22 protein-coding genes are annotated in these 26655 nt (G+C 48.5%); 12 read left to right on the top strand and 10 right to left on the bottom strand.

Going from position 1 to position 26655, the window contains the following annotated elements:
• Positions 1-5: 5 nt before the first annotated feature.
• Positions 6-2168, bottom strand: coding sequence for a fatty acid oxidation complex subunit alpha FadB (fadB, locus tag EHS89_RS09150; RefSeq protein WP_124925843.1), 2163 nt, complete (start codon positions 2166-2168; stop codon positions 6-8).
• A gap of 364 nt (positions 2169-2532) precedes the next feature.
• Here fadB and EHS89_RS09145 point away from each other — a divergent pair, with 364 nt between their 5' ends.
• Entirely contained in the window at positions 2533-3114 is a 582-nt protein-coding gene (locus EHS89_RS09145; RefSeq protein WP_124925842.1) for a 1-acyl-sn-glycerol-3-phosphate acyltransferase, read from the top strand.
• Between the two features lie 23 nt (positions 3115-3137).
• On the opposite strand, the gene EHS89_RS09140 is transcribed toward EHS89_RS09145, so the two are convergent.
• From EHS89_RS09140 to EHS89_RS09105, 8 genes are all read right to left on the bottom strand, one after another.
• Positions 3138-3911 carry an enoyl-CoA hydratase gene (locus EHS89_RS09140; protein WP_124925841.1) on the bottom strand — a complete coding sequence of 258 codons (774 nt, stop codon included), beginning with the start codon at positions 3909-3911 and terminating at the stop codon, positions 3138-3140.
• 129 nt (positions 3912-4040) lie between these two features.
• Positions 4041-4583: a DUF2889 domain-containing protein gene (locus tag EHS89_RS09135; protein ID WP_124925840.1), complete on the bottom strand. Its 543-nt coding sequence runs from the start codon at positions 4581-4583 to the stop codon at positions 4041-4043.
• A 23-nt stretch (positions 4584-4606) separates the two neighbouring features.
• The gene (locus tag EHS89_RS09130) at positions 4607-6256 is read right to left on the bottom strand and encodes an AMP-binding protein (RefSeq protein ID WP_124925839.1); all 1650 of its coding nucleotides are present in this window, start codon (positions 6254-6256) and stop codon (positions 4607-4609) included.
• Between the two features lie 211 nt (positions 6257-6467).
• On the bottom strand, positions 6468-6899 hold the full coding sequence (locus tag EHS89_RS09125) for an SCP2 sterol-binding domain-containing protein (RefSeq protein WP_308430939.1): 432 nt from the start codon (positions 6897-6899) through the stop codon (positions 6468-6470).
• Positions 6900-6912: 13 nt separating this feature from the next.
• The gene (locus tag EHS89_RS09120) at positions 6913-8712 is read right to left on the bottom strand and encodes an acyl-CoA dehydrogenase C-terminal domain-containing protein (protein ID WP_124925838.1); all 1800 of its coding nucleotides are present in this window, start codon (positions 8710-8712) and stop codon (positions 6913-6915) included.
• A 273-nt stretch (positions 8713-8985) separates the two neighbouring features.
• Positions 8986-9822, bottom strand: a complete 837-nt coding sequence (locus EHS89_RS09115) for a universal stress protein (RefSeq protein ID WP_124925837.1) — start codon at positions 9820-9822, stop codon at positions 8986-8988.
• Positions 9812-12208 (bottom strand): efflux RND transporter permease subunit, encoded by a 2397-nt coding sequence (locus EHS89_RS09110; RefSeq protein ID WP_124925975.1) that lies wholly within the window; start codon positions 12206-12208, stop codon positions 9812-9814. Before EHS89_RS09110 ends, EHS89_RS09115 begins: the two co-directional genes overlap by 11 nt.
• Positions 12201-13307: a WD40/YVTN/BNR-like repeat-containing protein gene (locus tag EHS89_RS09105; RefSeq protein WP_124925836.1), complete on the bottom strand. Its 1107-nt coding sequence runs from the start codon at positions 13305-13307 to the stop codon at positions 12201-12203. Before EHS89_RS09105 ends, EHS89_RS09110 begins: the two co-directional genes overlap by 8 nt.
• 360 nt (positions 13308-13667) lie before the next feature.
• Here EHS89_RS09105 and EHS89_RS09100 point away from each other — a divergent pair, with 360 nt between their 5' ends.
• The 11 genes from EHS89_RS09100 (at position 13668) to EHS89_RS09050 (ending at position 25991) form a co-directional block, all read left to right on the top strand.
• Entirely contained in the window at positions 13668-14786 is a 1119-nt protein-coding gene (locus tag EHS89_RS09100) for a high-affinity branched-chain amino acid ABC transporter substrate-binding protein (RefSeq protein ID WP_124925835.1), read from the top strand.
• A 116-nt stretch (positions 14787-14902) separates the two neighbouring features.
• Positions 14903-15829, top strand: coding sequence for a high-affinity branched-chain amino acid ABC transporter permease LivH (gene livH, locus EHS89_RS09095; RefSeq protein WP_124925834.1), 927 nt, complete (start codon positions 14903-14905; stop codon positions 15827-15829).
• Entirely contained in the window at positions 15826-17088 is a 1263-nt protein-coding gene (locus EHS89_RS09090; protein ID WP_124925833.1) for a high-affinity branched-chain amino acid ABC transporter permease LivM, read from the top strand. The genes livH and EHS89_RS09090 overlap by 4 nt, the downstream gene beginning before the upstream one ends.
• Entirely contained in the window at positions 17085-17852 is a 768-nt protein-coding gene (gene livG / locus EHS89_RS09085; protein ID WP_124925832.1) for a high-affinity branched-chain amino acid ABC transporter ATP-binding protein LivG, read from the top strand. Before EHS89_RS09090 ends, livG begins: the two co-directional genes overlap by 4 nt.
• 1 nt (position 17853) lies before the next feature.
• Entirely contained in the window at positions 17854-18555 is a 702-nt protein-coding gene (locus EHS89_RS09080) for an ABC transporter ATP-binding protein (protein ID WP_124925831.1), read from the top strand.
• A 703-nt stretch (positions 18556-19258) separates the two neighbouring features.
• Complete coding sequence (locus EHS89_RS09075; RefSeq protein ID WP_124925830.1) at positions 19259-20626, top strand: sigma-54 interaction domain-containing protein; 1368 nt, start codon at positions 19259-19261, stop codon at positions 20624-20626.
• Positions 20627-20798: 172 nt separating this feature from the next.
• Complete coding sequence (locus tag EHS89_RS09070) at positions 20799-22442, top strand: acyl CoA:acetate/3-ketoacid CoA transferase (protein ID WP_124925829.1); 1644 nt, start codon at positions 20799-20801, stop codon at positions 22440-22442.
• Between the two features lie 87 nt (positions 22443-22529).
• The gene (locus EHS89_RS09065) at positions 22530-23024 is read left to right on the top strand and encodes a SixA phosphatase family protein (RefSeq protein WP_124925828.1); all 495 of its coding nucleotides are present in this window, start codon (positions 22530-22532) and stop codon (positions 23022-23024) included.
• Between the two features lie 105 nt (positions 23025-23129).
• Positions 23130-24083, top strand: a complete 954-nt coding sequence (locus tag EHS89_RS09060) for an AEC family transporter (RefSeq protein WP_124925827.1) — start codon at positions 23130-23132, stop codon at positions 24081-24083.
• Between the two features lie 37 nt (positions 24084-24120).
• Positions 24121-25365 carry an SO_0444 family Cu/Zn efflux transporter gene (locus EHS89_RS09055; RefSeq protein WP_124925826.1) on the top strand — a complete coding sequence of 415 codons (1245 nt, stop codon included), beginning with the start codon at positions 24121-24123 and terminating at the stop codon, positions 25363-25365.
• Positions 25365-25991 (top strand): ankyrin repeat domain-containing protein, encoded by a 627-nt coding sequence (locus EHS89_RS09050; RefSeq protein ID WP_124925825.1) that lies wholly within the window; start codon positions 25365-25367, stop codon positions 25989-25991. The genes EHS89_RS09055 and EHS89_RS09050 overlap by 1 nt, the downstream gene beginning before the upstream one ends.
• A 35-nt stretch (positions 25992-26026) precedes the next feature.
• Here EHS89_RS09050 and EHS89_RS09045 read toward each other — a convergent pair whose 3' ends face one another.
• Entirely contained in the window at positions 26027-26380 is a 354-nt protein-coding gene (locus EHS89_RS09045) for a RidA family protein (RefSeq protein ID WP_124925824.1), read from the bottom strand.
• Positions 26381-26655: the final 275 nt, after the last annotated feature.

The following is a 26655-nucleotide window of genomic DNA, read 5'->3' as shown; positions in this document are numbered from 1 at the left end:
CCTCCTTAGTTAGCTACACTATTGTTAATATATTTCTCGCCACTCACGGCCATCTGCTGCATCTTCTCAGTCGGCTGATACAGCGGACCCAACTCAGCATATTTTCCGGCCATCTCGCAGAAAGTAGCCATACCCATCTCGTCGAGATAATGGAACACACCACCCCGGAACGGCGGGAAACCAATACCGTAAATCAGCGCCATATCGGCTTCCGCCGGCGAGGCAACGATAGCCTCTTCCAGGCATCGGACTGTTTCAATACAGAGCGGGATCATCATCCGCTCAATAATCTCATCATCGGAGAAGTCCCGGCTTTGACCAACCACACCACTGATCAGGTTATCCACTTCATCATCAGCAAGTTTCTTCGGTTTACCCCGACGATCCATCTCGTATCGGTAGAAACCTTTGTTATTCTTCTGACCAAAGCGCTCCAGATTAAACATCCGGTCAATCACGCTTTCGCCTTCATGGGACATCCGCTCGGGGAAGCCCGCAGCCATCACCTGATCCGCATGATGGGCAGTATCAATACCGACCACATCCAACAGGTACGCCGGTCCCATCGGCCAGCCAAACCCTTCCATCACTTTATCCACATGACGGAAATCTGCGCCATCCTGCAACAGCCCACTGAAACCACCGAAATAAGGGAACAGCACCCGGTTTACCAGGAACCCCGGACAGTCATTAACAACGATCGGTGTTTTACCCATCGCTGTGGCATAAGCCACCGTTCTTGCGATAGTGGCTTCAGACGTCTGTTCACCCCGAATAACCTCTACTAACGGCATCCGGTGTACCGGATTGAAAAAGTGCATACCGCAGAAATTTTCAGGCCGCTTTAACGACTTGGCCAATGCATTAATCGAGATAGTCGAAGTATTCGACGCCAGAACCGCATCATCCGCAATGTGTTGCTCGGTTTCAGCCAACACCATCTGTTTTACATTCTGATTCTCTACAACCGCTTCAACCACCAGATCAACAGAACCAAAATCGCCATAGCTCAGGGTAGGGCGAATGCGATTCATGGTCGCTGCCATTTTCGCAGCATCGATACGACCGCGTTTAAGCTGACCACCAAGCAACTTATTCGCTTCGTCCAGGCCCAGTTGAATTGCCGCTTCGTTGATATCTTTCATCAGAATTGGCGTGCCTTTAGAGGCAGATTGATAAGCTACGCCACCGCCCATGATACCGGCACCCAGTACCGCAGCCTGCTTCACTTTATCGGCTTTCGCCTCAAAGCCTTTACTCACCTTCTTAACGTACTGATCTTTCAGGAACAGACCGACCAGGGCTTTTACGACAGGACCACCAGCCAGTTTTGCTACACCACGGACTTCAGCTTCGATCGCTTTGTCACGTGTCAAAGAACAGGATTTCTGTATCGTTTTTACCGCCTGCAGAGGTGCTGGATAATGTGGACCAGCCTTAGCACCGATCATGCCTTTAGCCGTTTCAAATGCCATCATCTGTTCTATCTGGTTTAACTTGATCGGCGACTGCTTCTCATCACGACGTGCCTGATGGTCAAACTTACCCGCAGCACACTGACGTAACAGATCCAGTCCCGCTTCACGTACTTTATCCTGACTGACCACCGCATCTACCGCACCATCTTTAAGTGCAGCAGCAGCGCGTTTTTCCGCACCGGTACAGATCCACTCATTAGCGTTATCCACACCAATAAGCCGTGGCAGACGTACAATGCCGCCCCAACCAGGATTAATACCTAATTTAACTTCCGGCAAACCGACCTTTGCTTTCTCAGCCATCACCCGGAAATCAGTCGCCAGACAGAGTTCAAAACCTCCACCAAAAGCAACCCCGTTTATCGCCGTTACCGTCGGACATGGCAGGTCTTCAACCGCACTGAATATCGCATGTTGCTCAAGCAGCTTAGCGATAAGCGCCTCTTCACCATCGGCAAACAGTGAGCTGAACTCGGTGATATCAGCACCCACAATAAAGCAGTCTTTGGCGCTACTGAATAACACACCTTTAATGCCCTTTACTGCGCTTAACAGGCTGACAGACTCTTTCAGTTCAGCCAGAGTAACCCGGTTAAACTTATTTACCGGCTCATTCTGCAGATCAAAAGTCAGCTCATATATGCCACTTTCAACCTCCTGAACCCGTACCGCTTGACCTTCAAATAGCATGGTCGACTCCATACATAGTTTTTATTTTACAAAGCGTAGCTACGCTTCAATTGTATTAGGCTGTCTGTTCACTTTTATCTTGTCATTACAAACCAGCCATAACAGCTGTATAACTCAGACAGCGACATCCTGATGTTGATTAATACTAATAGATTCCTTCAGCTCAACAATGACAAAAAGATCCTCAATCATTAACAAAAACATCTACAGGTTAAAAATCTTCTTATTTCTTATATAGTTACTATAGAACACATCAAGATATTAATTGGGACAAATAGATAACAAATCCGGTCTTAAAATTAACTTAGCGATACCGGGTTTAAATCATTAAAATAGCCACTCCAAAACCCCGGAACCTGCCCAGATGCATCGCACTATATTTTCGACTCCAGTAATCAAACCCACTCTACGCTGGTTTGCCCGTAGCTTTTTTAAGATAAAGGGCTGGAAACTGGATTTTTCAGCGACTGAGAATATCGACCGTTGCGTCATGATTGGCGCGCCACACACCAGCAACTGGGATCTGCCTTATGCCCTGCTATTAGCATTTAGCCAGGATATGCCGATCTACTGGATGGGTAAGATTCAGATCTTCCGTTTCCCCTTCAAGCATCTGATGATGTGGCTGGGTGGTGTTCCAATCGACAGGTCGCGCTCACAGAATGTGGTGACACAAGCGGCTAACCAACTAACACAAGCCGATCACCTGTATCTAACTATTGCACCTGAAGGTACCCGGGCAAAAGTGGAACAATGGAAAACAGGCTTTTATCATATCGCTCATACTGCCGGGGTACCTATTCTGCCGGTATATTTTGATATGAAAGCCCGTCGAGCCGGGGTCTATAAGGTATATCACCCCAGCGGGGATGTAGAAAAAGATCTGGCTGAAATTCAAGCGCTGTACGGTGACCTGCTACTGCGTCATAAAGACAACAAAGGCTAACCGACTACCGAGCATAACCCGGTTTAATTAAACTTGGAGAAATCGGCTGCGCGTTTCTCCATAAAGGCTTGTAAAGCTTCCATCGCCTCCGGTGACTTAAGCCGTGCTGCAAATTGTTCAATCTCAGCGACCAGCACCTGTTGCAGATCATCCATCTGATAGCGACGTAACATCGCCTTACTCTGACGAACAGCATCCGGCGCCATCGCCGCCAGAGCGTCAGCTTTTTGCCGGGCCGTTGCCATCAGCTCATCATGTTCTACCTGCTGATTGATAATCCCCAGCTCACAGGCCGTTTGGGCATCAAACTGATCACCCATCACCAACAATTCGAATGCTTTGCGATGGCCCAACAACTGAGGAATCAGGTAGCTGGAACCGCCCTCAGGCACCAGACCCAGTCGGGCAAAAGGCAACTGAAAGCGCGCCCGGTCACTGGCAATAACAAGGTCACAATGTAGCAACATGGTCGTACCTATACCGACCGCAATACCTGGTACAGCCGCAACAATAGGTTTATTCAGACCAGAGATAGACCTGAGAAAACTAAGTGGGCCCTGAACCGCATCCGGCTGACCAAGCGCCGCCAGAAAATCGGCAATATCATTGCCGGCAGAAAAACAATCTCCGGCCCCAGTCAGTAATACAACTCTTACCTGAGGATCTTTATCGGCCGCCTGCAATGCTTCAGACAATTGCTGATACATCGCCAGAGTCAGTGCATTTTTCTTAGCAGGACGATTCATGGTCAACTCCAGAACGGAGCCATTTCGTTGTATCAGCAGTTGATCGGTCATTGTTTGATTCTCAGTCAGGTCTGGCAGCAGCTATCAGGCAGCGCAGCTAATTTATGTGGCGTTACTCAATGTAATAAAAAACCAGGGAAAACATCGGTCAAAATCTTAACCCATCAGGCCAAATGCAGATCAGGAAGAGGCGATATAATGTTCTGGCAGCAGTTTCTCAATAACCGGACTATCTTCAGCCCAACTGTGGCAGCTATTGATCATGACTCCCGCTCCCAGCCGCATCACATCGATATCACTATTCGGCCACAAAGTCTGAATTGCGGTAGTCGCGATCGGTTGTAACAACTCATACAGATGAGTACAGCCCTGCGCGCCCCCCAGTAATTCTTTGCACTGGCGTGACCAGCCTGGTCCGATTTGGGTCCCCTCCAGCTTACGAAACGCTGAAGTAATTTTCGGACATATACCGAATGGTGAAGCATCAATATAAGCTTCTACACTGCGAATAGATAACTGATGATCCAGCGTGACACGCAACCCCAGATCATGGAAAGGCTCTCCTGCGACTACATCACCCCGTTCAGGCAAGGCAACGGTTTCAGACTTAACATCCAACATCCGGCCTTCAATATCCCAGAGACCATCCTCTCTTTTATAGCCAAGGCACTCCACTGTGCGACGGTGCTGTAGCATCCGTCGTGACGGTTTTGATAACGCCATAGAAATCTCCTGCGGATCTGGAATCAGGCCGCGTCTTTGCGCAGCATACGGCGCAAAACTTTGCCTACATTTGACTTAGGCAGCTCATCCGTAAACTCAACAACTTTAGGTACTTTATAGGCGGTAAGCCGCTCTTTGCACCAGTCCCGGATCTCTTTTACGCTAACCTCTTCCTTAGCAACAACGTAGAGTTTTACCAGCTCACCACTGTGCTTATCTGGCTCACCTACCGCGGCACACTCAACCACCTTAGGGTGCGAGGTCACCACATCTTCAACTTCATTAGGGTAGACATTGAAACCCGAGACATTGATCATATCTTTAGCCCGATCAACAATCTTGAGATAACCATCTGGCTCCCATATCGCAACATCACCGGTAATAAAGTAACCATCATCGGTGAAACAGGTACTAGTAGCAGATTCACGCTGCCAGTATCCCAGCATCACCTGCGGACCTTTGACACAAAGTTCACCCGGCTCACCCTCACCTAAGGTCTGTCCCTCGGTGCCTATAATCTTCACCTCAGTCTCAGCAACAGGTGGCCCTATGGTACCGATACGAATATCCAGAGGCGGATTCATCGCGACCGCAGGTGAGGTTTCGGTTAAACCATAAGCTTCAAGAATTTTACAACCGGTTGCTTCTCTCCAGGTATTCGCAGCATCGAATGTCAGTGCCATACCACCGGAGAGCGTTACTTTTAACCGGCTAAAATCCACCTGAGCAAAATCTTTGTGATTACAGAGCGCGACAAACAAAGTATTCAGACCGATAAACGCTGAGATGGAATGATTTTTCAGTTCTTTAACAAAGCCATTAATATCCCGTGGATTGGCTATAAGCAGGTTATTCCCCCCTAACTCAAGCACCGCCATAGAGATGGTAAAGGCATAAATATGATAGAGGGGCAGGGGCGCGACTACTTTGTCAGCCCAATGATCATCTGCTCCGGAGATAAGTTTAACCCCTTGCAGACAATTAGAAATCAGGTTCGCGTGGGTCAGCATTGCGCCTTTTGATACGCCGGTGGTTCCACCGGTATATTGCAATACCGCAATATCGCTACTGTTCAATTCGACGGCAGTTGGTTGCTGGCCCAGCTTTGAATTAATCGCATGTCGCAGTTCGACTGCCTGAGGCAGGTTATAGGCAGGCTCCATACGCTTTACATATTTGATAACACTGTTAATCAACAGCCTTTTCATCGGGCTATGCAGATCGGCAACCTGGGTAACAAAAACATGCTCCAGCGGCGTCTCTGCGATGATTTTATCAACGTTATGGGCCATGGATTTATGCACAATTAAGGCTTTAGCGCCGGAATCAACAAATTGATGTTTCAGCTCACGGGGGGTGTACAGAGGATTAGTATTAACCACTATCAGACCCGCTTTAAGCGCGCCAAATACCGATACCGGGTACTGATTCAGGTTGGGCATCTGAATAGCGATCCGGTCACCCGGTTGCAGGTTGGTTTCCTGCTGTAGATAAACAGCAAACGCATCCGACAAGCGATCAAGCTCGGCATAGCTCAACTCTAAACCAAAGCTGGTAAAAGCTATTTTATCCCGGTTATCTGCAACCGTACGTTGCAACACCTCATTAAGATTTCGATAACCCCGGGGGTTAAGACTATCCGGTATCCAACCCGGTGGCATTTGCTGATCCATTGTAAGGTCCTGTTTCCTTTTATTGTTTTTGCAGGAGCAGTACTTATTAGCATAAGCCGATAAGCCTGATATTGTCGAATTGAAACCGCCCATTTTAAGGCCGTATTAAAAACGATTACCAGCTAACCCTGGCACATTAAAACCTGTTTAGAATACGTGTTTACATCGGTAAACAGCGGTTTCTCACAAACCATTCTCTGCTTATTTCCGACTATACCGGAAACAAGGTCGCCAGACGGGTTGCCAACATAATATCGCCCTCGGCACGAATCCGGCCGGTCATAAATGCCTGCATACCATCGGTTTCACCTTCCAGAACCTCCTGAAAAGTCTCGCTATCCATCAACAGCGTTACCGTAGGGTCATCATGCTCGCCCTGCTGTACGTTACAACTACCACCAGAGACAGTTGCATAATAGGCATCCCCTTCGTCCAGCTTATACTGGAATATAGCATCCAGATCGCCAGCTGCCGCTGAATCAAAGCGAGAAGCCATAGTATCGAACATTGATTGAATATTGCTCATGCTGTTTTCCTTAATCTGTTTATTCGCTTTACTAGCACTGATACGGTGCTTAAATCGGTTAATTCCCGCCAGGCCAGTAACCAGCTGTCGACCTGCGGCGGTTTTTAAAAGTTTCACATCATCGCCCTAATTAACTGGAGAAGTGCTCATCACCCATCGCCATCAGATTGTCGGCACCGGATTGCATAGTGACCGCCAGAGCCCGGGTTCTTGGCAGGATTCGCTGATAGTAGAAACGAGCTGTATGCAGTTTAGACTCATAGAACGCTTTATCCCCGGTACCTTCAGCTAGCTTCTGTTGGGCAACCAAAGCCATGCGTCCCCACAGATAAGCTAATACGACATAACCGGAATACATCAGGTAATCGACTGATGCAGCACCCACCTCATCCCGGTCTTGCATCGCCTGCATACCGATCTTCATGGTCAGGTCGCCCCATTCTTTATTCAAGTCAGCCAATGGTCCGACAAACTCTTGCAGGGCATCATTTTCAGCTTCAGCCTGGCAAAACTTATGCACAATTTTAGTAAATGACTTAAGTGATTCACCCTGGCTCATCAACACCTTACGGCCTAGCAGATCCAATGCCTGGATACCGGTGGTTCCTTCATACAGCATTGAAATACGGCTATCCCGTACGTTTTGCTCCATTCCCCATTCGCTGATAAATCCATGGCCACCAAAAATTTGTACACCCTGGTTGGCGGATTCAAAACCGGTCTCAGTTAAAAATGCTTTAGCGATAGGCGTCAGGAATGCCAATAGTTCATCCGCTGATTTTTGCTCTTCAACATCCGTAGACAGTTTCACTTTATCGACCAGTTGAGCACAGAAATAGATCAACGCACGACCACCTTCAGCAAAAGCTTTCTGGGTCAGCAACATGCGACGTACATCGGGATGAACAATAATAGGGTCGGCAGGCTTATCGGGATAAGCAGGCCCTTTCAGAGAGCGCATCTGTAAGCGTTCACGGGCATAAATAAGGGAGTTCTGATAGCCCCACTCAGCATGGGCCAAACCCTGCAGCGCAGTACCCAGACGGGCAGTATTCATAAAGGTGAACATACAGTTCAAACCTTTATTTTCGGCGCCGATAAGATAACCCGTCGCATTATCAAAATTCATCACGCAGGTTGCGTTGCCATGAATTCCCATTTTATGTTCGATCGAACCGCAACTTACGCCATTACGATCACCGACAGCGCCATCGGCCTGTGGATTAAACTTAGGCACAATAAACAGCGATATCCCTTTAGTACCTGCAGGTGCATCCGGCAGCCGCGCCAACACGATATGGACAATATTCTCCGCCATATCATGATCGCCGGCAGAGATGAAAATTTTTGTTCCTGAGATCTGATAACTACCATCGGCCTGTGGCTCTGCTTTTGTTCTCAGCATACCCAGGTCGGTACCACAGTGAGGTTCAGTCAGACACATAGTACCGGTCCACTCACCACTGATTAACTTGGTAAGGTAGGTCTGTTTCTGATCATCGCTACCATGCTCTTCTATGGTATTCATCGCTCCGTGACTTAAGCCCGGATACATACTCCAGGACCAGTTAGCGGTACCCACTAACTCATTCATTACCAGTCCGATTGATTCCGGCAAACCCTGCCCACCCCACTCGGTGGCATGTGCCAGTGATGGCCAACCGCCTTCAACAAATTGCTGATAGGCCTCTTTGAAACCTTCCGGCGTAGTGACTTCACCATCGTTAAACTGACAACCTTGCTGATCCCCTACCTGATTAAGAGGCGCCAACACACGCTCAGAAAACTTAGCACCCTCTTCCAGAATGGCACTCACCATATCCGGCGTTGCATCTTCACAACCTGGCAGGTTTTGATAATGCTGCTCATTATCCAGCATCTCATTCAGCACAAACTGAATATCCCTTAACGGCGCTTTATATTCTGGCATCTGCTCTACCTCAATAGATCCTTGTGTACCCGAGTGATGAAATACTATCCGTTCGGGTAATTATTATTGTTTATTCAATAATAGTAGGATCTCTGAAGCGGCATTAAAGTCCAATAACAAAAGCCATCATATTTACTAACATTTAAACCCACAAAACTAATCAATTAAAATATTTTCATTAAAAAACATACAGTTAACAATTAACCACCAACACTATATTCATTAACAAAAAAGCCCGCATATGCGGGCTTTTTTGTTCTGCCGATGAATAGATCAGGATTTGATAACCGGTAATATCTGATCAGACACCCCGGTTCTCAAAACTAATACGTCAGCATTTAAGCGATGCAGAATGCGTTCAGCTGTATTACCTATCAATGCACCCTTGATGCCACCCCGGGCGCGGGTACCGATCACAACAACCGATGCATTAAGCTGATTAGCAACCTGGGGCACCCAGTACTCTGGCGGCCCTTCACCAACATCAATATCGCCTACCTCAATGCTTAAATCAGCTAACTGCTGCTGCATCGCTTCTTTAGCACGCGCCTGGATCATCGCTTCCGACTGCAAGGCCGGATTCGCCGCCATCATGGCCGATGGCGTTGCGACGGCAACCCGCAGTTCGGCATTCGTCAGTAAAGCAACTTCTTTGGCTAAACCCATTACACCTCGATTTAACGACCGCTGTTCAACACTTTCGCTCAGGGGATCTGCAGCACCAACCACCACACCCGACTGCCAGCTTGAATCATGCTTAACCAGTAATACAGGACAAGGTAGCTCTCTGAGCAAATGAGCATCTGCCGAAGTGGTAAAGTTATGTGTGCGAGGATCACAGGTCTTGATCAATAAACCAAAGTGCTGCGTCTGCCACAGTGCCTGCAATGTTTCTAACAGCGCTTTTTTCATACAACACTGATAGCTGGCGCTTAGCCCCTCGGCCTGCAACTGTTTTACCAGCCGAATAACCGGTTCATCATCCCTGCCCAGCCATAACAGGTTAATTGCGCAACCCAGACGCTTAGCGATGAGCTGTCCGCGGTGCAGTGCCAGTTCATCACTATCTTTCGGATCAATTACAACTAAGATCTGCTTATCAAAGGGCATTTTCAGTCTCCTGCTTACGACTATCCTTTTTTGGTAAGGTGACCGTGCTTTTTTCACAGCCCAGCACACAGGCCAGTGCGGGTAGTAATATCAATGCACCCAACATATTCCACAGGAACATAAAGGTTAAAAGAATCCCCATATCCGCCTGAAACTTTATCGGAGACATAACCCATAGCACCACGCCGATCGCCAGAGTCATCCCGGTGAATGCGACCGATTTACCGGTAGTTTTAAGGGTATTCAGATAGGCATCCCTGAGCGGCATTCCTTGCACCAGATAGGTGCTGAGTTTCGAGTAAATATAGATGCCATAATCAACACCTATACCCACACCTAAAGCGATAACCGGCAACGTCGCAACTTTAACGCCTATCCCCATGCTAGCCATTAGCGCCTGGCACAAAACCGAGGTTAGCGCCAATGGGGCGATGATACAGATAAGCGTTTTAAAGGATCTGAAGGTCAACAAACATAGCAAACTGACAACCCCGTAAACCCAGGCCAGCATCTGATATTGCGCAGTGGAAATAACCTGATTCGTTGCCGCTTCAAAGCCAGAGTTACCGGCCGCCATCTCAAAGCGGATCTGTTCAGAACCGTATTGGTCAGCAAACTGGCCTACCGCCTGAGTCACACCGGTTAGCGTTGAGGCTTTGTGATCATCCAGAAAGATAATCACCGGTAGCAATGAACAGGATGGATTCATCAGTCCTGCCGGTACGTATGAAAGTGAGGCATTAATAACTAACTGATTCCGGCTCACCGTTCGCCACTTCAGATTACCCTCATTCAAACCGGAGGTAACACGTCGGGATACATCGACCAGCGACACACTGGACTGAACGCCTTTTATATCGGTCAGATAATGTTGAAACCGATCAACCAGCGACAAGGTTTCAAAGCTGGAACACTGCTCATTTTCAGTGCCTACCATCACCACGAAAATATCACTGGAGGTGGAATAATTTTCAGTAATGAAACGATTATCCTGGTTATAGCGGGAATCAGGCCGCAGTTCTGGTGCACCGGTATCCAGATCACCGATCTGCAGTTGCTGACTCTGAAATAGCCCCAACCCCAACAATACCAACGCGACGCCAACAGCAGTAAAAGCCCCTCTTGGGCGCGCAAACCAGGTTAGCAACTGCCAGCCTGAATGCTGCTTCTGCTCCGCCAGCGCCGCTCTCTTAGTCGCTGTTTTACCTATACCAACCAGCGACATAATAACCGGCAGCAAGAAAAGGTTAGTCAGAATAATAACGGCGACCCCCAGCGACGCTGCGATCGCCAGATCCTGTATCACCCGGATCTCAATAACCATCAGAGTAACAAAGCCGATACCATCGGATAACAGCGCCGTAAGACCTGGAATATATAACGCTCTGAAGGCCCGCCGTGCAGCTAACCAGCTATCGGCGCCACGGGCACTTTCCAGCGCGATTGTATTCACAATCTGTACTCCGTGACTGACCGCAATAGCAAACACCAGAAAAGGCACCAGCATAGAATAAGGATCAAGACCGTAACCCAGCGTTTTCAATAAGCCCAGCTGCCAGATTACGGCAACTATAGAGCAGGCCAGAGGAACCAGGGCACCGCTCACACTGCGAGAATATAGGTAGAGTAAAACCAGCGTAATCAGAATCGCTATACCAAAGAAAATTACAACCTGAACTGCTCCGGCAATCAGATCACCAATAATTTTGGCAAAGCCGGTAATATGAATCGACAGGTTATCGCTTTCATACTTATCCCGGATCAGGCTTTCTAACTGTTCAGACAGCGCCTGATAATTAAGTTTTTCCCCGGTATCCGGATGCTTATCAAACAGCGGCACCTGAACAATCGCCGAACGAAAATCATTAGCCACTAATAGACCAACCTGACCGGAACGCAGCACATTGGTTCTGACCTGATCTAAACTCTCTGGCGAGCCATCATACTCTGGTGGAATGACCGGACCACCGACAAAGCCCTCTTCTGTCACCTCGGTCCAGCGCACGTTAGGTGTCCAGATAGATTTTAGTGCCGCACGATCAACCCCGGGGATAAAGAACAGTTCATCGGTAATTTGCTGCAGCGCCTGCTGGTACTCAGCAGTAAAAATATCCCCCTCTTTAACTGCAACCGCGACCCTTACACTATTACCCAGACCAGACAGATCGTCCCGGTTCTTCAGATAGTTCACAACATAAGGATGAGACGTCGGAATCATCTTCACGAAGCTGGCATCAGGCCTTATCTGTACCGCCTGCCAGGCCAGAAAGAGTGTCGCCAGGGCAAATACCACTAACACCAACAACCGCCGGTGAAACAGAAAACGTTCAGCAAACTCTTCAGAGCCTTTAATAGGTGCCATTATCAGCTGACTAAGCTTATTCATCATTCGCCTCCAGCATTACTACACCCTGTTCGCCAACCAGAACTGTTTTATGATCAATAATCACAGCCGCACTTAATGAACTGCGCCCACCGCTGTCCAACCGCTTAAATCTGAGGCCATCACTGCTCTGCAATACAGTTCCGCCGGCCCCGAGCAGTAACACTTTGTCCTGACTACTATAAGCACCATTTAAAGTAGCGCCTGAACCGGTCTCTACTGCAATCCAGTCGAGACCATCTTCGGAGCGATAAAGGTGACCACGCAATCCCATCAAAAAAAGTTGATGATCAAATTCGGTCACAGCAAAAAAAGAACCTTCATAGGGGGAGTCGAGGGTTTCCCATGAAACACCATCATCAATCGAACGAAACAACAGCCCGGCTTCCCCGGCTATATAAAGAAAGCCCCGATGATCCACAGTCATAGCATTCAGATGAAAACTATCCGGATTCTCCAGACGGTCACCCCAGTATTGCCAGCTTTGCCCGCCATCATCCGTGCGTAACAACAAACCATAGCCGCCCAACAGATAGCCCCGCTCCGGACTGGTAAACAGAATATCCAGCAACGGTACCGAAGGCCCCTCTTCCTGCGCAACCTGAGCATCATCAACCTGCCAACTAAGCAGATCAAGACGTTCCAGCAACGCCTCATTGTCCGGGTCTGCATCGCTCAGGCTTTCAGCTTCTAACAGTAATTCTTGCAGTCGTTCCAGACGTAAACGGTTAATCTGATTACCATCCAAGCCTGTCTGCCAACTCAGTCCTGCATCATTAGTAAAGGCCATAAGGCCATCATGACCAACTACCCAGCCTCGCTGTTCATCTGTAAAAAACGTACTGGTAAGCATCACGCTGAAGGGCGTCTGAATTTGTTGCCAGCTGAGTCCCTCATCAGAAGACCGCAGCACAACCCCCTGATCACCTACCGCAATCAGTTGCTGGCCCGCAGCCGTAATATCAAGTAACAAAGCCTGGCTGGCACGCACCGTTTTCACTGCAGGCGTGGTCAGTCGATCATTCGCCGCTACCGGCAAGAAAAGCTGTAACAACAAGGTGGCTGATAACAACCACCTGAGCTTAAGTTGGATACTACCCATAACATTCCCAGTTTTTTTTATTCATCGGAACCTACTGGCAATTTCAGCCGGCACCTTTATCAGGAATCCTGTCCCTCAATCAAATTACCATGTCTTATGATATTTAAGGAACAACCAATTGGAGAGCATGGATCATTAACAAAATCGCTCAACAGCTCAATAACAAATACTGGCAAGATTATTAACATTTTGTGCCACAAACCGAAAACCTGCTTTTAAATCAATAAAAATTCAGAAAAATTCTCTACTGTGATTGCATTTCATAGATAGGCGGAGGTAGAGTTAGCGACTGCGACGGAGGACTCAACGTTGCCTCACAAGGGCCCCTCCGCAAAAGAACAATAAATGGAGATCATCTCGATGAACCAATTCCGCAAAACATTGCTGGGTCTGAGTACCGCAGTTTGCATTATGGGTATGACTGCTGCTGCACAGGCTGACACACTGAAAATCGGCTTGGCAGGACCTGCCACCGGCCCTGTTGCCCAGTATGGCGACATGCAGAAAATCGGTGTAATGGCTGCGATTGAAGATATCAATAAGGCTGGCGGTGTAAACGGTATGATGCTGGAAGGCGTTATTTACGATGACGCTTGTGATCCTAAGCAGGCAGTTGCTGTAGCAAACAAAATCGTTAACGACGGTATTTCCCACGTAGTTGGTCACCTGTGCTCATCTTCTACTGAGCCTGCTTCTGACATCTACGAAGAGGAAGGCATTCTGATGATCACTGCAGCCTCTACTTCTCCTTCGATCACGGAAAAAGGTCATCAGATGCTTTTCCGTACCATCGGTCTGGATAGTCTACAGGGCAGCATGGCTGCACAGTACATCCTGGAAACAGCTAAGCCGGCAAGCATCGCGGTTATCCACGATAAGCAGCAGTACGGTGAAGGTCTGGCAACAGCAGTACGTGACCAGCTAGCAGCAAATGGCCTGAAAGCGGCTATGTTTGAAGGTGTTACCCCGGGTGACAAAGACTTCTCTGCACTGATCGCTAAACTGAAGAAACAAGGCGTAGACTTCGTTTACTACGGTGGTTACCACCCGGAACTGGGTCTGATCCTGCGTCAGTCTGCTGAAAAAGGCTTCGATGCTCAGTTCATGGGACCTGAAGGTATCGTAAACGCGGATCTGGCTAAGATTGCTGGCGAAGCAACTGAAGGCGTACTGGCAACAGCACCTAAGAGCTTTGATCAGAACCCTGTAAACCAGGCGCGTGTAGAAACAATTAAAGCGAACGGCGAAGACCCAACTGGTCCTTTCGTATTCACCGCTTACGCTGCTGTTGAAGTAATGACTAATGCGATGACTGCAACTAAGTCGACTGATACTGAAAAGCTTGCTGAGTACATCCGTGCAAACGAAGCTGACACTGCAATCGGTAAAGTAAAGTATGACGAGAAGGGCGACCTGACCGAGTCTACTTTCCTGGTTTACCGTCTGCATAAGGATGGCTCTAAGTCTCCTGCACAGTAATTCTCAATAATAACAATTGATTAGCGTCGCCCGACTGTAATAGTCGGGTGGATCTGATCCCGATACCCTAGCGCCGTGATCCGGTGCCGGGGTTTCGTTTTATATGGTCCCTGCAAATGTCAGAATTCTCACTCTATCTGTTGCAACAGCTCATTAACGGGCTGACCATCGGCTCAACCTATGCCCTGATCGCCATCGGCTACACAATGGTTTACGGTATCATCGGCATGATTAACTTTGCTCACGGCGAGATCTATATGATCGGCTCCTACGTAACATTTATTGTTATCGCAGGCCTGGTGAGCATGGGAATGGTGAGCCTTCCAATAATCCTGATAATTGCGCTGGTTATCGCAATGTTCATCGCCAGTACTTACGGCTGGGCAGTTGAACGGGTTGCCTATCGCCCTCTGCGTGGTTCTAACCGGCTGATCCCACTGATTTCTGCTATCGGTATGTCGATCTTCCTGCAAAACTCGGTAGGTATTTCCCAGGGTTTCCGTGATGTTGCGCTACCACCGATGATCTCCGGCGGTTGGGCTTTCGGTAATCCAGCCGACTTTGAAGTAACCGTCTCTTATATGCAGGTTGTTATCTTCGCTGTTACTTTCGTCACGATGACGGCTTTGACCCTATTCATATCCAAATCCCGTATGGGCCGCGCATGTCGCGCCTGTGCAGAAGATCTGGGTATGACAAACCTACTAGGCATTAACACCAATAAGGTTATCGCTCTGACCTTTATCATCGGTGCTGCACTGGCTGCGATTGCCGGTTTGTTATTGGGTTTGTACTACGGGGTTGTAAACCCGTTCGTCGGTTTTATCGCAGGCCTGAAAGCATTTACAGCGGCCGTACTGGGCGGAATCGGATCGATTCCTGGCGCAGTATTAGGCGGACTGGTATTAGGTGTTACCGAAGCGATGACTGCAGCCTTCTTCCCATCTGAATATAAAGACGTGGTAGCCTTTGGCCTGTTGATCACTATCCTGCTGTTCCGCCCTAGCGGACTTCTGGGCAAGCCGGAGATAGAAAAAGTATGACTACTAGCAAGTTTTACAACGCTATCTTCGCCGCCGGTATCACACTGATTCTGGCCTGCCTGATGATCGGCGTTAAGTTGGATACTTCAGGTACTCAACTGGCAATTAAAGGTGCCTCAGCAGCACAATGGACCTGGATCGGTGGCGGTATTGCGCTGGTATTTCTGTCACAGCTGTTCAGTGGCCAGATAGACTCACTATTCAAGTCTATTCCGAAGCCAAATATAACTACCATGCTTCCCGAAGAGAAAAAAATGGCCACCCTGAAGCCATGGTTGATCGCGGGCTTAATTGTGATCATGGTTATCTGGCCATTTATGGTATCCCGGGGCTCGGTTGACCTGGCAACCCTGACACTGATCTACATTATGCTGGGCCTGGGCCTGAACATTGTAGTCGGTCTTGCAGGCTTGTTGGATCTGGGTTTCGTAGCATTCTACGCGGTGGGTGCATACACCTATGCCCTGCTATCAGAATACTTCGGCTTATCATTCTGGGTTTGCCTGCCTATCTCTGCCGGTGCGGCAGCACTGTTTGGTTTCGTACTCGGTTTCCCGGTTCTGCGATTACGTGGCGACTATCTGGCTATTGTAACCCTGGGCTTCGGTGAAATTATCCGTATTCTGCTGAACAACTGGACGAATGTAACCGGCGGCCCAAGTGGCATTTCCGGAATTGCGAAGCCAACCCTGTTTGGCCTGGAGTTCACCCGCAAAGCCAAAGGTGGCGAAGATGCGATGACATTCCATGAGTATTTCAATCTGGATTACTCAAGTTCATATAAAGTCATCTTTCTTTATCTGATCGCGGTACTGCTGGTGATCTTTGTGATCTACCTGATCAACCGTCTGATGCGTATGCCGATCGGCCGGGCCTGGGAAGCACTACGTGAAGATGAGATCGCCTGTCGTTCTCTGGGTCTTAACAAGACAGCTATAAAGCTATCTGCCTTTACCATCGGTGCATCTACCGCTGGTTTTGCCGGTGCTTTCTTCTCCGCTCGTCAGGGCTTTATCAGCCCCGAGTCCTTTATCTTCATTGAATCCGCTATCATCCTGGCCATCGTGGTTCTGGGCGGCATGGGTTCCCAGGTCGGTATTATTCTTGCAGCCATTATCATGACGATTTTGCCTGAGCTGGCCCGTGAATTCTCTGAATATCGCATGCTGTTATTCGGACTATTGATGGTATTAATGATGCGCTGGCGTCCTGAAGGCCTGATACCGATGAAGCGACCACAGCTGGAGTTGAAACAATGAGTCAGTTACTGCTGGATGTAAACGGCCTAACCATGCGCTTCGGCGGTCTGGTCGCAGTAAACGGCGTTAACCTGAAGGTTAAAAATCGCCAGATTGTTTCTGTTATCGGCCCCAATGGTGCGGGTAAAACCACAGTATTTAACTGTCTTTCTGGGTTTTATATCCCGACCGAAGGCAGTGTAATGCTTAAAAACGAGCAGATCGCCGGACTGAAAGACTTTCATATCTCCCGTAAAGGGCTGGTACGTACCTTTCAGCACGTCCGTCTGTTCCAGAAGATGACCGTTATTGAGAACATGCTGGTTGCCCAGCACCGTCACCTCAATACAAATCTGATTTCCGGACTGTTCAAAACGCCGAACTATCGACGCCTTGAACGAGATGCGATGAACCACGCCATGCATTGGCTGGAAGAGGTCGATCTGCTGGAATTCGCTAATCGTGAGGCAGGAAACCTGTCTTACGGTCAGCAACGTCGTCTTGAGATAGCCCGTTGCATGGTTACCCAGCCAGAGCTTCTGATGCTGGATGAACCTGCTGCAGGTCTGAACCCAAATGAGACTAAGGAACTTGATGAGCTGATTATCAAGCTACGCGATGAGCACGAAATTTCCGTGCTACTGATTGAGCATGATATGAGCCTGGTAATGGGTATTTCTGATCACATCTACGTTATTGCCCAAGGTACACCTTTGGCTGATGGCTCCCCGGAAGAGATCAAGAATAACCCTGACGTTATCAAAGCCTATCTCGGAGAGGAATAAGATGCTGCAGATTAATAATGTAAACACTCATTACGGTCCGATTCAGGCACTGCATGATGTTTCGATTAACATCGAAGAGGGTGAGATTGTTACCCTTATCGGTGCTAACGGCGCTGGTAAGACTACCCTGATGATGACTATATGCGGCGACCCGCAGGCATCCTCCGGAACGGTAACCTTCTGCGGTGAAGAGATAAACAAGCTGAACACCCCCGATATCATGCGCAAAGGTCTTGCGATTGTGCCTGAAGGACGTCGGGTATTCAGCGGTATGACCGTTGAAGAAAATCTGTTTATGGGTTCATACTTCCGCAGCAAGGAAGAGGCTCAAAAAACCGCAGCACACGTACTAGAGTTATTTCCTCGTCTGGAAGAACGCTACAAGCAACGCGCAGGTACGATGTCCGGCGGTGAACAGCAGATGCTGGCTATTGGCCGGGCGCTGATGAGTAAACCTCGTTTACTATTGTTAGACGAGCCTTCTCTGGGACTGGCCCCTATTATCATCCAGCAGATTTTTGACATCATTCAAAAACTGCGTGATGAAGGCGTTACCATTTTCCTGGTAGAGCAAAATGCTAACCAGGCACTACGTATCGCTGATCGGGGATATGTACTGGAAAATGGTCGGGTAATTAAGACCGATAGTGGTGCTAACCTGCTAACCGATGAAGCTGTTCAACAGGCTTATCTCGGCGGTTAAATAACGTCGCTTATCCGATACAGAAAACCAGCCAACCGGCTGGTTTTTTTTCAGGTTAAGCAAACATTCAGCTAAGCCACACAGATAGTTTGATACAGATCAGCCGTAACAGTATTAACCTCTTGAAAAACAGTGATTTACGCTGGTGTTTCTTTGCACACACAAGCTGTGATAGAATTCGTCGCATATACGAGACATTTGACCGTCTCAAAACAGATTCAAGCTGTTTACTTATTAAACTAAGAATAGTTAACCGAGTAACAGTTAAGTGAATAATAGTTAAACGAGCAATTGCTGTACGAAGGATATCTGACTAAGGAATAGTCATCCGACAACAGTGTTGAGGTATCACACATGACATGTACCTGTCCGCAGTGTAAAACACTTCTGGAAAATCAAGGAATCAGCCTGCATAGCGGCCTGATAGAGATTAACCACATCCATAACAATACACTTTACGAGTGTAAGTACTGCTATTCGCAAATTGGCCTGGTTAGCGTTCCCCATCGCTGGGAAATGGTATCTTCATCACCTAAACAACAGGTTGCCTAAACTCTGTTCAGATAATAGCAGCCTGCCCTTTGGCGGGCTGCTTTGTTTCTACCCCCTGAAGCCCCTATCCCCCTGAAATTTCTGTTCGACTGAAACTTCCTCTTAATTCTGGCACACTGAGCTTATCGACTAATAACTTGTCATACCTCAGATGAACCAACTCGAAGCCCTGCTCAGTGCCAACGATGATAACCTGCTGACATTACTCTCCAGCCTCTGTCAGGGCTCAATCGCTATTGATCAGTTTTGTAAAATCGTCTGGATCAGCGACGCCTATCGGGAATTCTTGGCATTGCCCCCTGATAAAGAGCTACGTGGCGTCCATGTTGAAGAGATACTCCCTTCAACCCAGCTCCCCAGAGTAGTGCAAACGGGTCAGCCCAGCTTTCTTGATCTGATGCAGATAAACAATCAATGGTGCGCAGTCACCCGACTCCCCTTAAAAAACCCTGACAATAGCGTATTCGGCGCTATTGGATTTATTTTTTATCATGACCTGGATGCCCTGCAACCTCTGTTTGATAAGTTTGCACGACTCAGAAAACAACTGGTTTCACAGAACCTTATTCGTACCAGTAAATACGCTCTCGATGATCTGATTGGACAATCTGAACCCTTACTAAAAATTAAACGCCAGGCCCTCAGAGCGGCTCAACTGGATACGACCGTTCTGCTATTGGGAGAAACAGGCACCGGTAAAGAGCTCCTGGCCCAGGGTATTCATAATGCCTCACCACGAAGCAGTGGTCCCTTTGTCGGTATCAATATGGCAGCGCTGCCTGAATCCCTGGTTGAAGCCGAGCTATTTGGTGCGGCAGCCGGTGCTTATACCGGCGCCAGCAGGCAAGGGCGACAGGGAAAAATACAGCTAGCTGAGGGCGGCACTCTGTTTCTGGATGAAATCGCCGATATATCACCAGCGATTCAGGCCAAGTTATTACGTGTTATACAAGAGCGTGAAGTAGAAGCCCTGGGCTCTAATCGACTCGAAAAAGTCGATGTGAGAATTATCGCGGCGACTTCTCGCAACCTCAAACAACAGGTTGATCAGGGCTTGTTTCGAGCAGACCTGTATTACCGGCTGAATGTCCTGCCACTCAACCTGCCGCCATTACGGGTGCGTAGCTCGGACATCCCTAGTTTGAGCCATTACCTGCTCGATAAGATCCAGCAGGAAACCGGCTTACCACCACTGCAACTCAGCCCTCAGGCTATTGTATGGCTGCAGGAATACCACTGGCCGGGTAATGTCAGAGAACTTCACAATCGCCTTGAGCGAGCCTGTGTAATGGCCGAACAGGATCAGATCACCGCCGACGACCTGGGTGCCAGCGAAGTAACAGAGATCCCTTTATCAGAACCGTCCCCCAAGAAACAATTACACAAGCAGCGTGATCAGGCCGAACTTAGCGCCATTCATCATGCGCTACAACAGTGTCAGTTTAATAAAACCCTGGCTGCTGAATACCTGGGCATCTCCAGGGCAACCTTATACAACCGGCTCAAGCGTCTAACCTAAGACAGTACCGTATACACTATATTTACATATCGTCTAAAAAATTAGACATGAAAATCATTAACACCTTGAATATAAAAATTAACTAATTGTTTTTATTCGCTTTTTTTATCATGGCCTAAGCATTGCTACATAACCCGCTAAAGTAATAATAAAAACCAGCCAGGATGACATTATGTCTAAGCAGATAACCCCGCAGCAGGCCGCACAACTCATTCCCGATAATGCCACCATTGCCACCGGCGGTTTTATCGGCATCGGCTTTGCTGAAGCCCTGGCAAAAGCGATAGAACAGCGCTTCAACAGCGAGGGACATCCTCGCGAACTTGCGCTTGTTTACGCTGCAGGTCAGGGCGATGCACAGACCCGGGGGTTAAATCACTTTAGTCACGAAGGCATGGTACGCAAAGTCATTGGTGGCCACTGGGGACTGGCCCCGGGACTCGGAAAGCTCGCCACCGATAACCGAATCGAAGCCTATAATCTGCCGCAAGGCGTGATCTGTCACCTGTTCAGAGACATCGCCGCTGGCAAGCCAGGCACGCTGACCAAAGTCGGTCTGCATACCTTTATCGATCCTCGCCAGGAAGGCGGTAAGATCAATACGCGAACCCGCACCGATCAGGTTGAGCTGTTACAACTAAACGGCGAGGAATATCTTTTCTATAAAGCCTTTCCGATAGATATCGCACTGTTACGGGGCACTACGGCTGACGCTGAAGGTAATATTTCAATGGAGCGGGAAGCCCTGCCACTGGAATCACTGGCCATCGCTCAGGCTGTTCATAATTGTGGTGGCAAAGTGATAGTACAGGTAGAACGCACCACCCATCAGCATCAACTCACTCCCGATCGTATTAAAATCCCTGGTGTGCTGGTTGATCATCTGGTGGTAGCGGATCCTGCGGATCACCCACAGACCTTTGCCGAACCGTTCAACCCTGCCTATTGCGGTGATGTTATCGCTCCAACCAGCCATGAGACCGAACCTTTATCTGCGCGCAAGATTATCGGTCGAAGAGCGCTGATGGAGCTACGTAAAGGGTCAGTCGTCAATCTGGGCATAGGTATGCCAGAGATGGTCTCCAGCGTAGCGGCAGAAGAAAATATGCTCAACGATTTCACCCTCACGGTAGAACCCGGTGGAATTGGTGGCCAACCAGCCAGCGGTCTGAGTTTTGGTGCAGTCAGTAACGCATCAGCCGTTATCGATCAACCGGCCCAGTTTGATTTTTATGATGGTGGCGGGCTGGATCAGGCATTTCTCGGGTTAGCCGAAACCTGCCCCGAAGGCCATGTAAATGTCAGTCGCTTTGGCAATAAGCTGGCTGGTGCAGGCGGTTTTATCAATATTACCCAAAATACGCGAGACCTATGCTTCCTGGGCACTTTCACCTCAGGCCCCCAACAGATAGAGATCCATAACGGCGAATTACAGGTTATTAAAAACGGGCCGGTAAAGAAATTTCTGAAGCAGGTACAGCAGATCACCTTTAATGGTGAATACGCTATCAGGCAAGGTCAGTCGGTTACTTTTATCACTGAGAGGGCGGTATTTATACTGACCGATAAAGGCCTGAAACTGACTGAAATAGCCCCGGGCATCAATCTGCAACGGGATATCCTGGATCAGATGAACTTCCGCCCCCTGATAGACGATGACCTGACACCAATGGACCCTCGATTGTTTAAAGAAGGGGCCATGCATCTACAACATACCGGCAGCCATCCGGCAGGACATATGCGAAAAATATGGTCCCAGTTAATGGATAACTTAAATGAGATAGAAGATGAACAAGCCAGCTGTCTGGCAAGCTAAGGAAGGGACAAACAATTCCCTTCCCTAAATAGCTTTTCGGGCCGCCTTAGTTAATACTGAGACTCTACCTACAGGGAATTGCTCATCATGAAAAAGCTGACTCTGGTACGACACGCTAAATCTAGCTGGAAGAATCCTGAACTATCGGACTTTGACCGACCTCTTAATAAACGAGGCCTGCGTGATCTGCCACTGATGGCAGAACGGATACTTAATTTCGAGCTGATACCCGATCTTATCCTGAGCAGCGGTGCCCGCCGCGCCCTCGCTACCGCAGAACAGATAGCCCTGGCTCAGAACTACCCGAAAGAAAAAATCATTGAAATCCCCGAACTCTACCACTCCAGAGAAGAAACACTGATCAACCTGCTCCAGGGACAGTCTGATCATTATCGCCATCTGATGGTTGTTGGCCACAACCCTACACTGGAACTGGCAAGTTACTTTCTTACCCATGAACGGGTGGCGAAATTCCCTACCAGTGGAATCATTCATCTGGCTCTGAGTATCACAGGCTGGGAAGAACTCGCTGAATCCTGCGGTACTATGGAGTTACTGGACTACCCAAAACTTCATAACTGAGCCAGGCAGGTCTGCCTGAACAATGGCTAGCCCCATAAGGTAAGGTGGCAAAGAGATAAGCTATGGTAAACTGCCCGCTCAGTCTACCTAGCTACCGGACCTCTTTTGACTCTTTATCTGGATACATTGCTGTTTACCAGCAACATCGTTGCCCCCATTTTCTTCATTGTTTTTCTTGGCCACCTGCTGATTCGGTTGCGGGTTATTGACCAGGGGTTCGTCACCACAGCCTCTCGACTGGTCTTTACCATTACACTGCCTGCCCTGGTGTTCATGAGCATCTCGCGCATGGACTTTAAGGCGGTTTTTAATCCGGTATTACTCAGTTACTTTATTATTGGTACCTTGATCACCTTCACCCTGCTGTGGCAGATCAGTAAGCGCTTTATCCATCGCCCTGAAGATCTGGGTGTTTTTATACAGGGCGCTTTCAGAGGCAACTACGGCATCGTCGGTTTAGCAGTTAGCTTCAACATGTTTGGCGACAGCGGTCTAGCTCAAGCCTCACTGCTATTGGCCTGCGTTATCCCCCTGTATAACGTGCTTTCAGTACTGGCACTCTCCATGCCGCATCAGAAAAGTGGATTTAATCTCAGCAAGCCATTATTGGAAATTGCCCGCAATCCTCTGATAATCGCAGTAATACTGGCCCTGCCCTTTTCCTACTACGGCTGGGGACTACCCATCATCGGCAATAAGATTGGCAATTACTTTGCCAATCTTACTCTGCCGCTGGCGCTACTTGCTATTGGTGGCTCCCTTAACCTTAAAAGCCTGCGTAATACCTCAGGCGAATCGGGTTGGGCAACCCTGATAAAGCTGATCATCATGCCCCTAGTACTAACCGGTGGGGCATGGCTATATGGCTTCAGGGGTCAGGATATCGGCATTTTAATGGTTCTGTTCGGCTGCCCGACAGCTGCTGCCAGTTTTATCATGGCCAAAGGCATGGGAGGCAATGCGCAGCTCGCAGCCAACATAGTTCTTACCACCACCCTGGGCTCTGTACTTACCCTTAGCGGTGGCATTTATTTGCTGCGGATCTGGAATGTAATTTAAGTTAAAATAAGCGCTATCTAATATAGCGGGTACCCTAATGCTATTTGAATTTCTCAATAACCTTGTCGATCTGTTTCTCGACACCGCAATATGGCTCTTACTGGGCCTGGTTATAGCGGCTGTACTCAAAGGCTGGATTCCAACATCCCTGGTACAACGCTGGCTAAGCGGTAAAGGCACGGGATCAGTTGTTCGGGCAGCCCTGATTGGTGCTCCGTTACCGCTCTGCTCGTGCGGCGTACTGCCGGCTGCCATCGGCCTTCGACGCAGCGGCGCATCAAAACCAGCCACGGTGTCTTTTCTGGTTGCCACACCCGAAACCGGTGTCGACTCGATCTCTGTCACTTATGCCCTGCTCGGCCCTGTCATGGCCGTGATCAGACCCTTGTCGGCAATCACCAGCGCCGTCGTCAGCGGACTGATGATACTTTTCTTCGACCGGGAAACCGCAGCCACTCATACGGCGATCAATAGAGAAACAAGTTCAGCAACAGCAGAGCAGAATACGAACGTCGCCACCTCCTGCTGCAGTTCCAGCTCAGACTCAAGTACAAGCTCAAGCTCAAGCTCAAGCTCAAGTACAGTAACTCCTCAAGACAGCTGCAGTAACAATACACAAAAAAGTAGTTGCTGCGGAGATCAACCCGCCGTTACTAAAACAAGCTGCTGCAGCACTGGCACAAGCCAAACAGAACCGGAAAGTTGCTGCAGCAAAGATCCAGTCGCAACCGAACAATCCGGCATACTGTCAGGAATTCGTTTCGCAATCGTTGATATTCTTGACGATATTTCCGGTTGGCTGGCCATAGGCCTGATACTGGCTGCAATTATAGCCACGCTGGTTGAACCATCCAGCCTGAGCCAATGGGGATCAGGGCTAAGTGCCATGCTATTAATGTTGGCAGTAGGCTTACCACTCTATATCTGTGCCACAGCATCTACACCTCTGGCTGCAGCCCTGCTCGCCGCAGGTATGTCACCCGGCGCTATCCTGGTATTTTTATTAGTGGGTCCGGCGACCAATATTGCTTCTCTCGGCATACTGAGTCGGGAACTCGGCATACGTGCGGTTGCGCTATACCTCAGCGGAATCAGTATCTGCGCTGTCTTACTCGGCCTGGCAACCGATGCACTGCTGAGTAGCCAGTCTCTGACTATTGGGGTCACAATGGCTGATCACAATGAAACCATGATGCTGATTAAATGGCTGGCGGCAATCATCTTACTGATACTGGCAGTTAAACCCTTGCGTAACCTATTCTGGAAAGCGACAACAAACTGATGCTTTTTTTTACCCGGCACCATTTTAAAAAATTACAGCAAGCTATTATCGATGGCGATCTGACATTGCTGAAGAAGCAATTCGGAAAGCTTGATCATGCGAGCCTGCAACAAGAGCGTTTCAGTTTTCAGGATATGACACTAAACGCGCAGGAATTGGCAATACAAGCCGGCCAACCTAAAGTGCTGGAGCACCTGCTAAGTGCAGGACTGGCATTAGAATCAAGCACTGCTTCACCCTTACTTTATCAGGCGCTACGGCAACAAGAACAAAGCCTGGCACTGCTAACGGTACTGCTACAGGCAGGTGCTCCTTTCGAGTACCCTGAAGCCGAAACTGACTACGCCCTGCTAGCCTGTTTTAAATACTGCTCTGAGGATAAACTCATGCTACACCTCAGCCGGCTAAACGAATACGGTGCTGATCTGAACCGGGCTGATGCAGAAGAAAATACAGCGCTGATTCTGGCATTAAAAAGTAATCAACAGGCGTTAGTTCAGATGCTGATAAACAGCGGTGCCGCACTGCCTGAAAATTTAGCTGAAGGGATCTGTTCTGATGAGCTAAGACAGTATGCCAAGCGTTGCTCAGAAGACCTTAGAATACGACAGATGATGCTGGGGTAACCCAGCATCATTCAAGTACTTACTGTTTATTTTGCTTACTTCTTAAGCGCAGCAACAACAGAGATTTCTACTAGTAGCTCTGGGCGAGCCATACGGGCTTCAACACAGGCACGGGCCGGAGCATAACCTTCTGGCACCCAGTTATCCCACACCTCATTCATACCGGCAAAGTCTTTCATATCACGAACATAGATTGTCGCCGACAGGATATTTTTACGGTCACTACCGGCCTGTTCTAACAGCGCATCAACCTTGTCCAGCATGGTCTCAGTCTGCTCTTTAATCCCGGCATTGGCATCCTTAGCCACCTGACCGCAAAGATAAACAGTATCATTGTGGATAACAATCCGGCTCATACGCTGAGCGGTTTCCATACGTTCAATAGACATTACACTTCACCCTTTAAGCTTAAACAAAAGCAACTATTGTAGCGCTCGCATGAAATGGCACCAGTACAATGCTTCTGAATTCAGATCACCACACGGCTAATTGAATTGAAGTATAAGAATTAACAGAGAATTTAACTGAGAGGCTTAATTGAGAGTCTTAGTTAAGGACTTAGCTGAGAGTCTTAGTTAAGTCCTTAATTGAAGAGTTTAATGAAGAACTTAGCTGAGGGGCTTAATTAAAGTACTTAATTAAAGTGCTTAGCCCTCAGCTATAA

It is taken from the genome of Amphritea balenae, assembly GCF_003858655.1.
GTDB classification, from domain to species: Bacteria; Pseudomonadota; Gammaproteobacteria; order Pseudomonadales; family Balneatricaceae; genus Amphritea; species Amphritea balenae.
This window is presented reverse-complemented; position numbering and strand designations above follow the sequence as displayed.

What these genes read in the sequence shown, in the direction of transcription:
- EHS89_RS09065 (WP_124925828.1), top strand. Translation starts at nt 22,530, where the DNA reads ATGAAAAAGCTGACTCTGGTACGACACGCTAAATCTAGCTGGAAGAAT.
- EHS89_RS09070 (WP_124925829.1), top strand. Translation starts at nt 20,799, where the DNA reads ATGTCTAAGCAGATAACCCCGCAGCAGGCCGCACAACTCATTCCCGAT.
- livG (WP_124925832.1), top strand. Translation starts at nt 17,085, where the DNA reads ATGAGTCAGTTACTGCTGGATGTAAACGGCCTAACCATGCGCTTCGGC.
- EHS89_RS09100 (WP_124925835.1), top strand. Translation starts at nt 13,668, where the DNA reads ATGAACCAATTCCGCAAAACATTGCTGGGTCTGAGTACCGCAGTTTGC.
- EHS89_RS09105 (WP_124925836.1), bottom strand. Translation starts at nt 13,307, where the DNA reads ATGGGTAGTATCCAACTTAAGCTCAGGTGGTTGTTATCAGCCACCTTG.
- EHS89_RS09090 (WP_124925833.1), top strand. Translation starts at nt 15,826, where the DNA reads ATGACTACTAGCAAGTTTTACAACGCTATCTTCGCCGCCGGTATCACA.
- EHS89_RS09135 (WP_124925840.1), bottom strand. Translation starts at nt 4,583, where the DNA reads ATGGCGTTATCAAAACCGTCACGACGGATGCTACAGCACCGTCGCACA.
- fadB (WP_124925843.1), bottom strand. Translation starts at nt 2,168, where the DNA reads ATGCTATTTGAAGGTCAAGCGGTACGGGTTCAGGAGGTTGAAAGTGGC.
- EHS89_RS09055 (WP_124925826.1), top strand. Translation starts at nt 24,121, where the DNA reads ATGCTATTTGAATTTCTCAATAACCTTGTCGATCTGTTTCTCGACACC.
- EHS89_RS09130 (WP_124925839.1), bottom strand. Translation starts at nt 6,256, where the DNA reads ATGGATCAGCAAATGCCACCGGGTTGGATACCGGATAGTCTTAACCCC.
- EHS89_RS09140 (WP_124925841.1), bottom strand. Translation starts at nt 3,911, where the DNA reads ATGACCGATCAACTGCTGATACAACGAAATGGCTCCGTTCTGGAGTTG.
- EHS89_RS09145 (WP_124925842.1), top strand. Translation starts at nt 2,533, where the DNA reads ATGCATCGCACTATATTTTCGACTCCAGTAATCAAACCCACTCTACGC.
- EHS89_RS09120 (WP_124925838.1), bottom strand. Translation starts at nt 8,712, where the DNA reads ATGCCAGAATATAAAGCGCCGTTAAGGGATATTCAGTTTGTGCTGAAT.
- EHS89_RS09115 (WP_124925837.1), bottom strand. Translation starts at nt 9,822, where the DNA reads ATGCCCTTTGATAAGCAGATCTTAGTTGTAATTGATCCGAAAGATAGT.
- EHS89_RS09110 (WP_124925975.1), bottom strand. Translation starts at nt 12,208, where the DNA reads ATGAATAAGCTTAGTCAGCTGATAATGGCACCTATTAAAGGCTCTGAA.
- EHS89_RS09075 (WP_124925830.1), top strand. Translation starts at nt 19,259, where the DNA reads ATGAACCAACTCGAAGCCCTGCTCAGTGCCAACGATGATAACCTGCTG.
- EHS89_RS09050 (WP_124925825.1), top strand. Translation starts at nt 25,365, where the DNA reads ATGCTTTTTTTTACCCGGCACCATTTTAAAAAATTACAGCAAGCTATT.
- EHS89_RS09080 (WP_124925831.1), top strand. Translation starts at nt 17,854, where the DNA reads ATGCTGCAGATTAATAATGTAAACACTCATTACGGTCCGATTCAGGCA.
- EHS89_RS09045 (WP_124925824.1), bottom strand. Translation starts at nt 26,380, where the DNA reads ATGTCTATTGAACGTATGGAAACCGCTCAGCGTATGAGCCGGATTGTT.
- livH (WP_124925834.1), top strand. Translation starts at nt 14,903, where the DNA reads ATGTCAGAATTCTCACTCTATCTGTTGCAACAGCTCATTAACGGGCTG.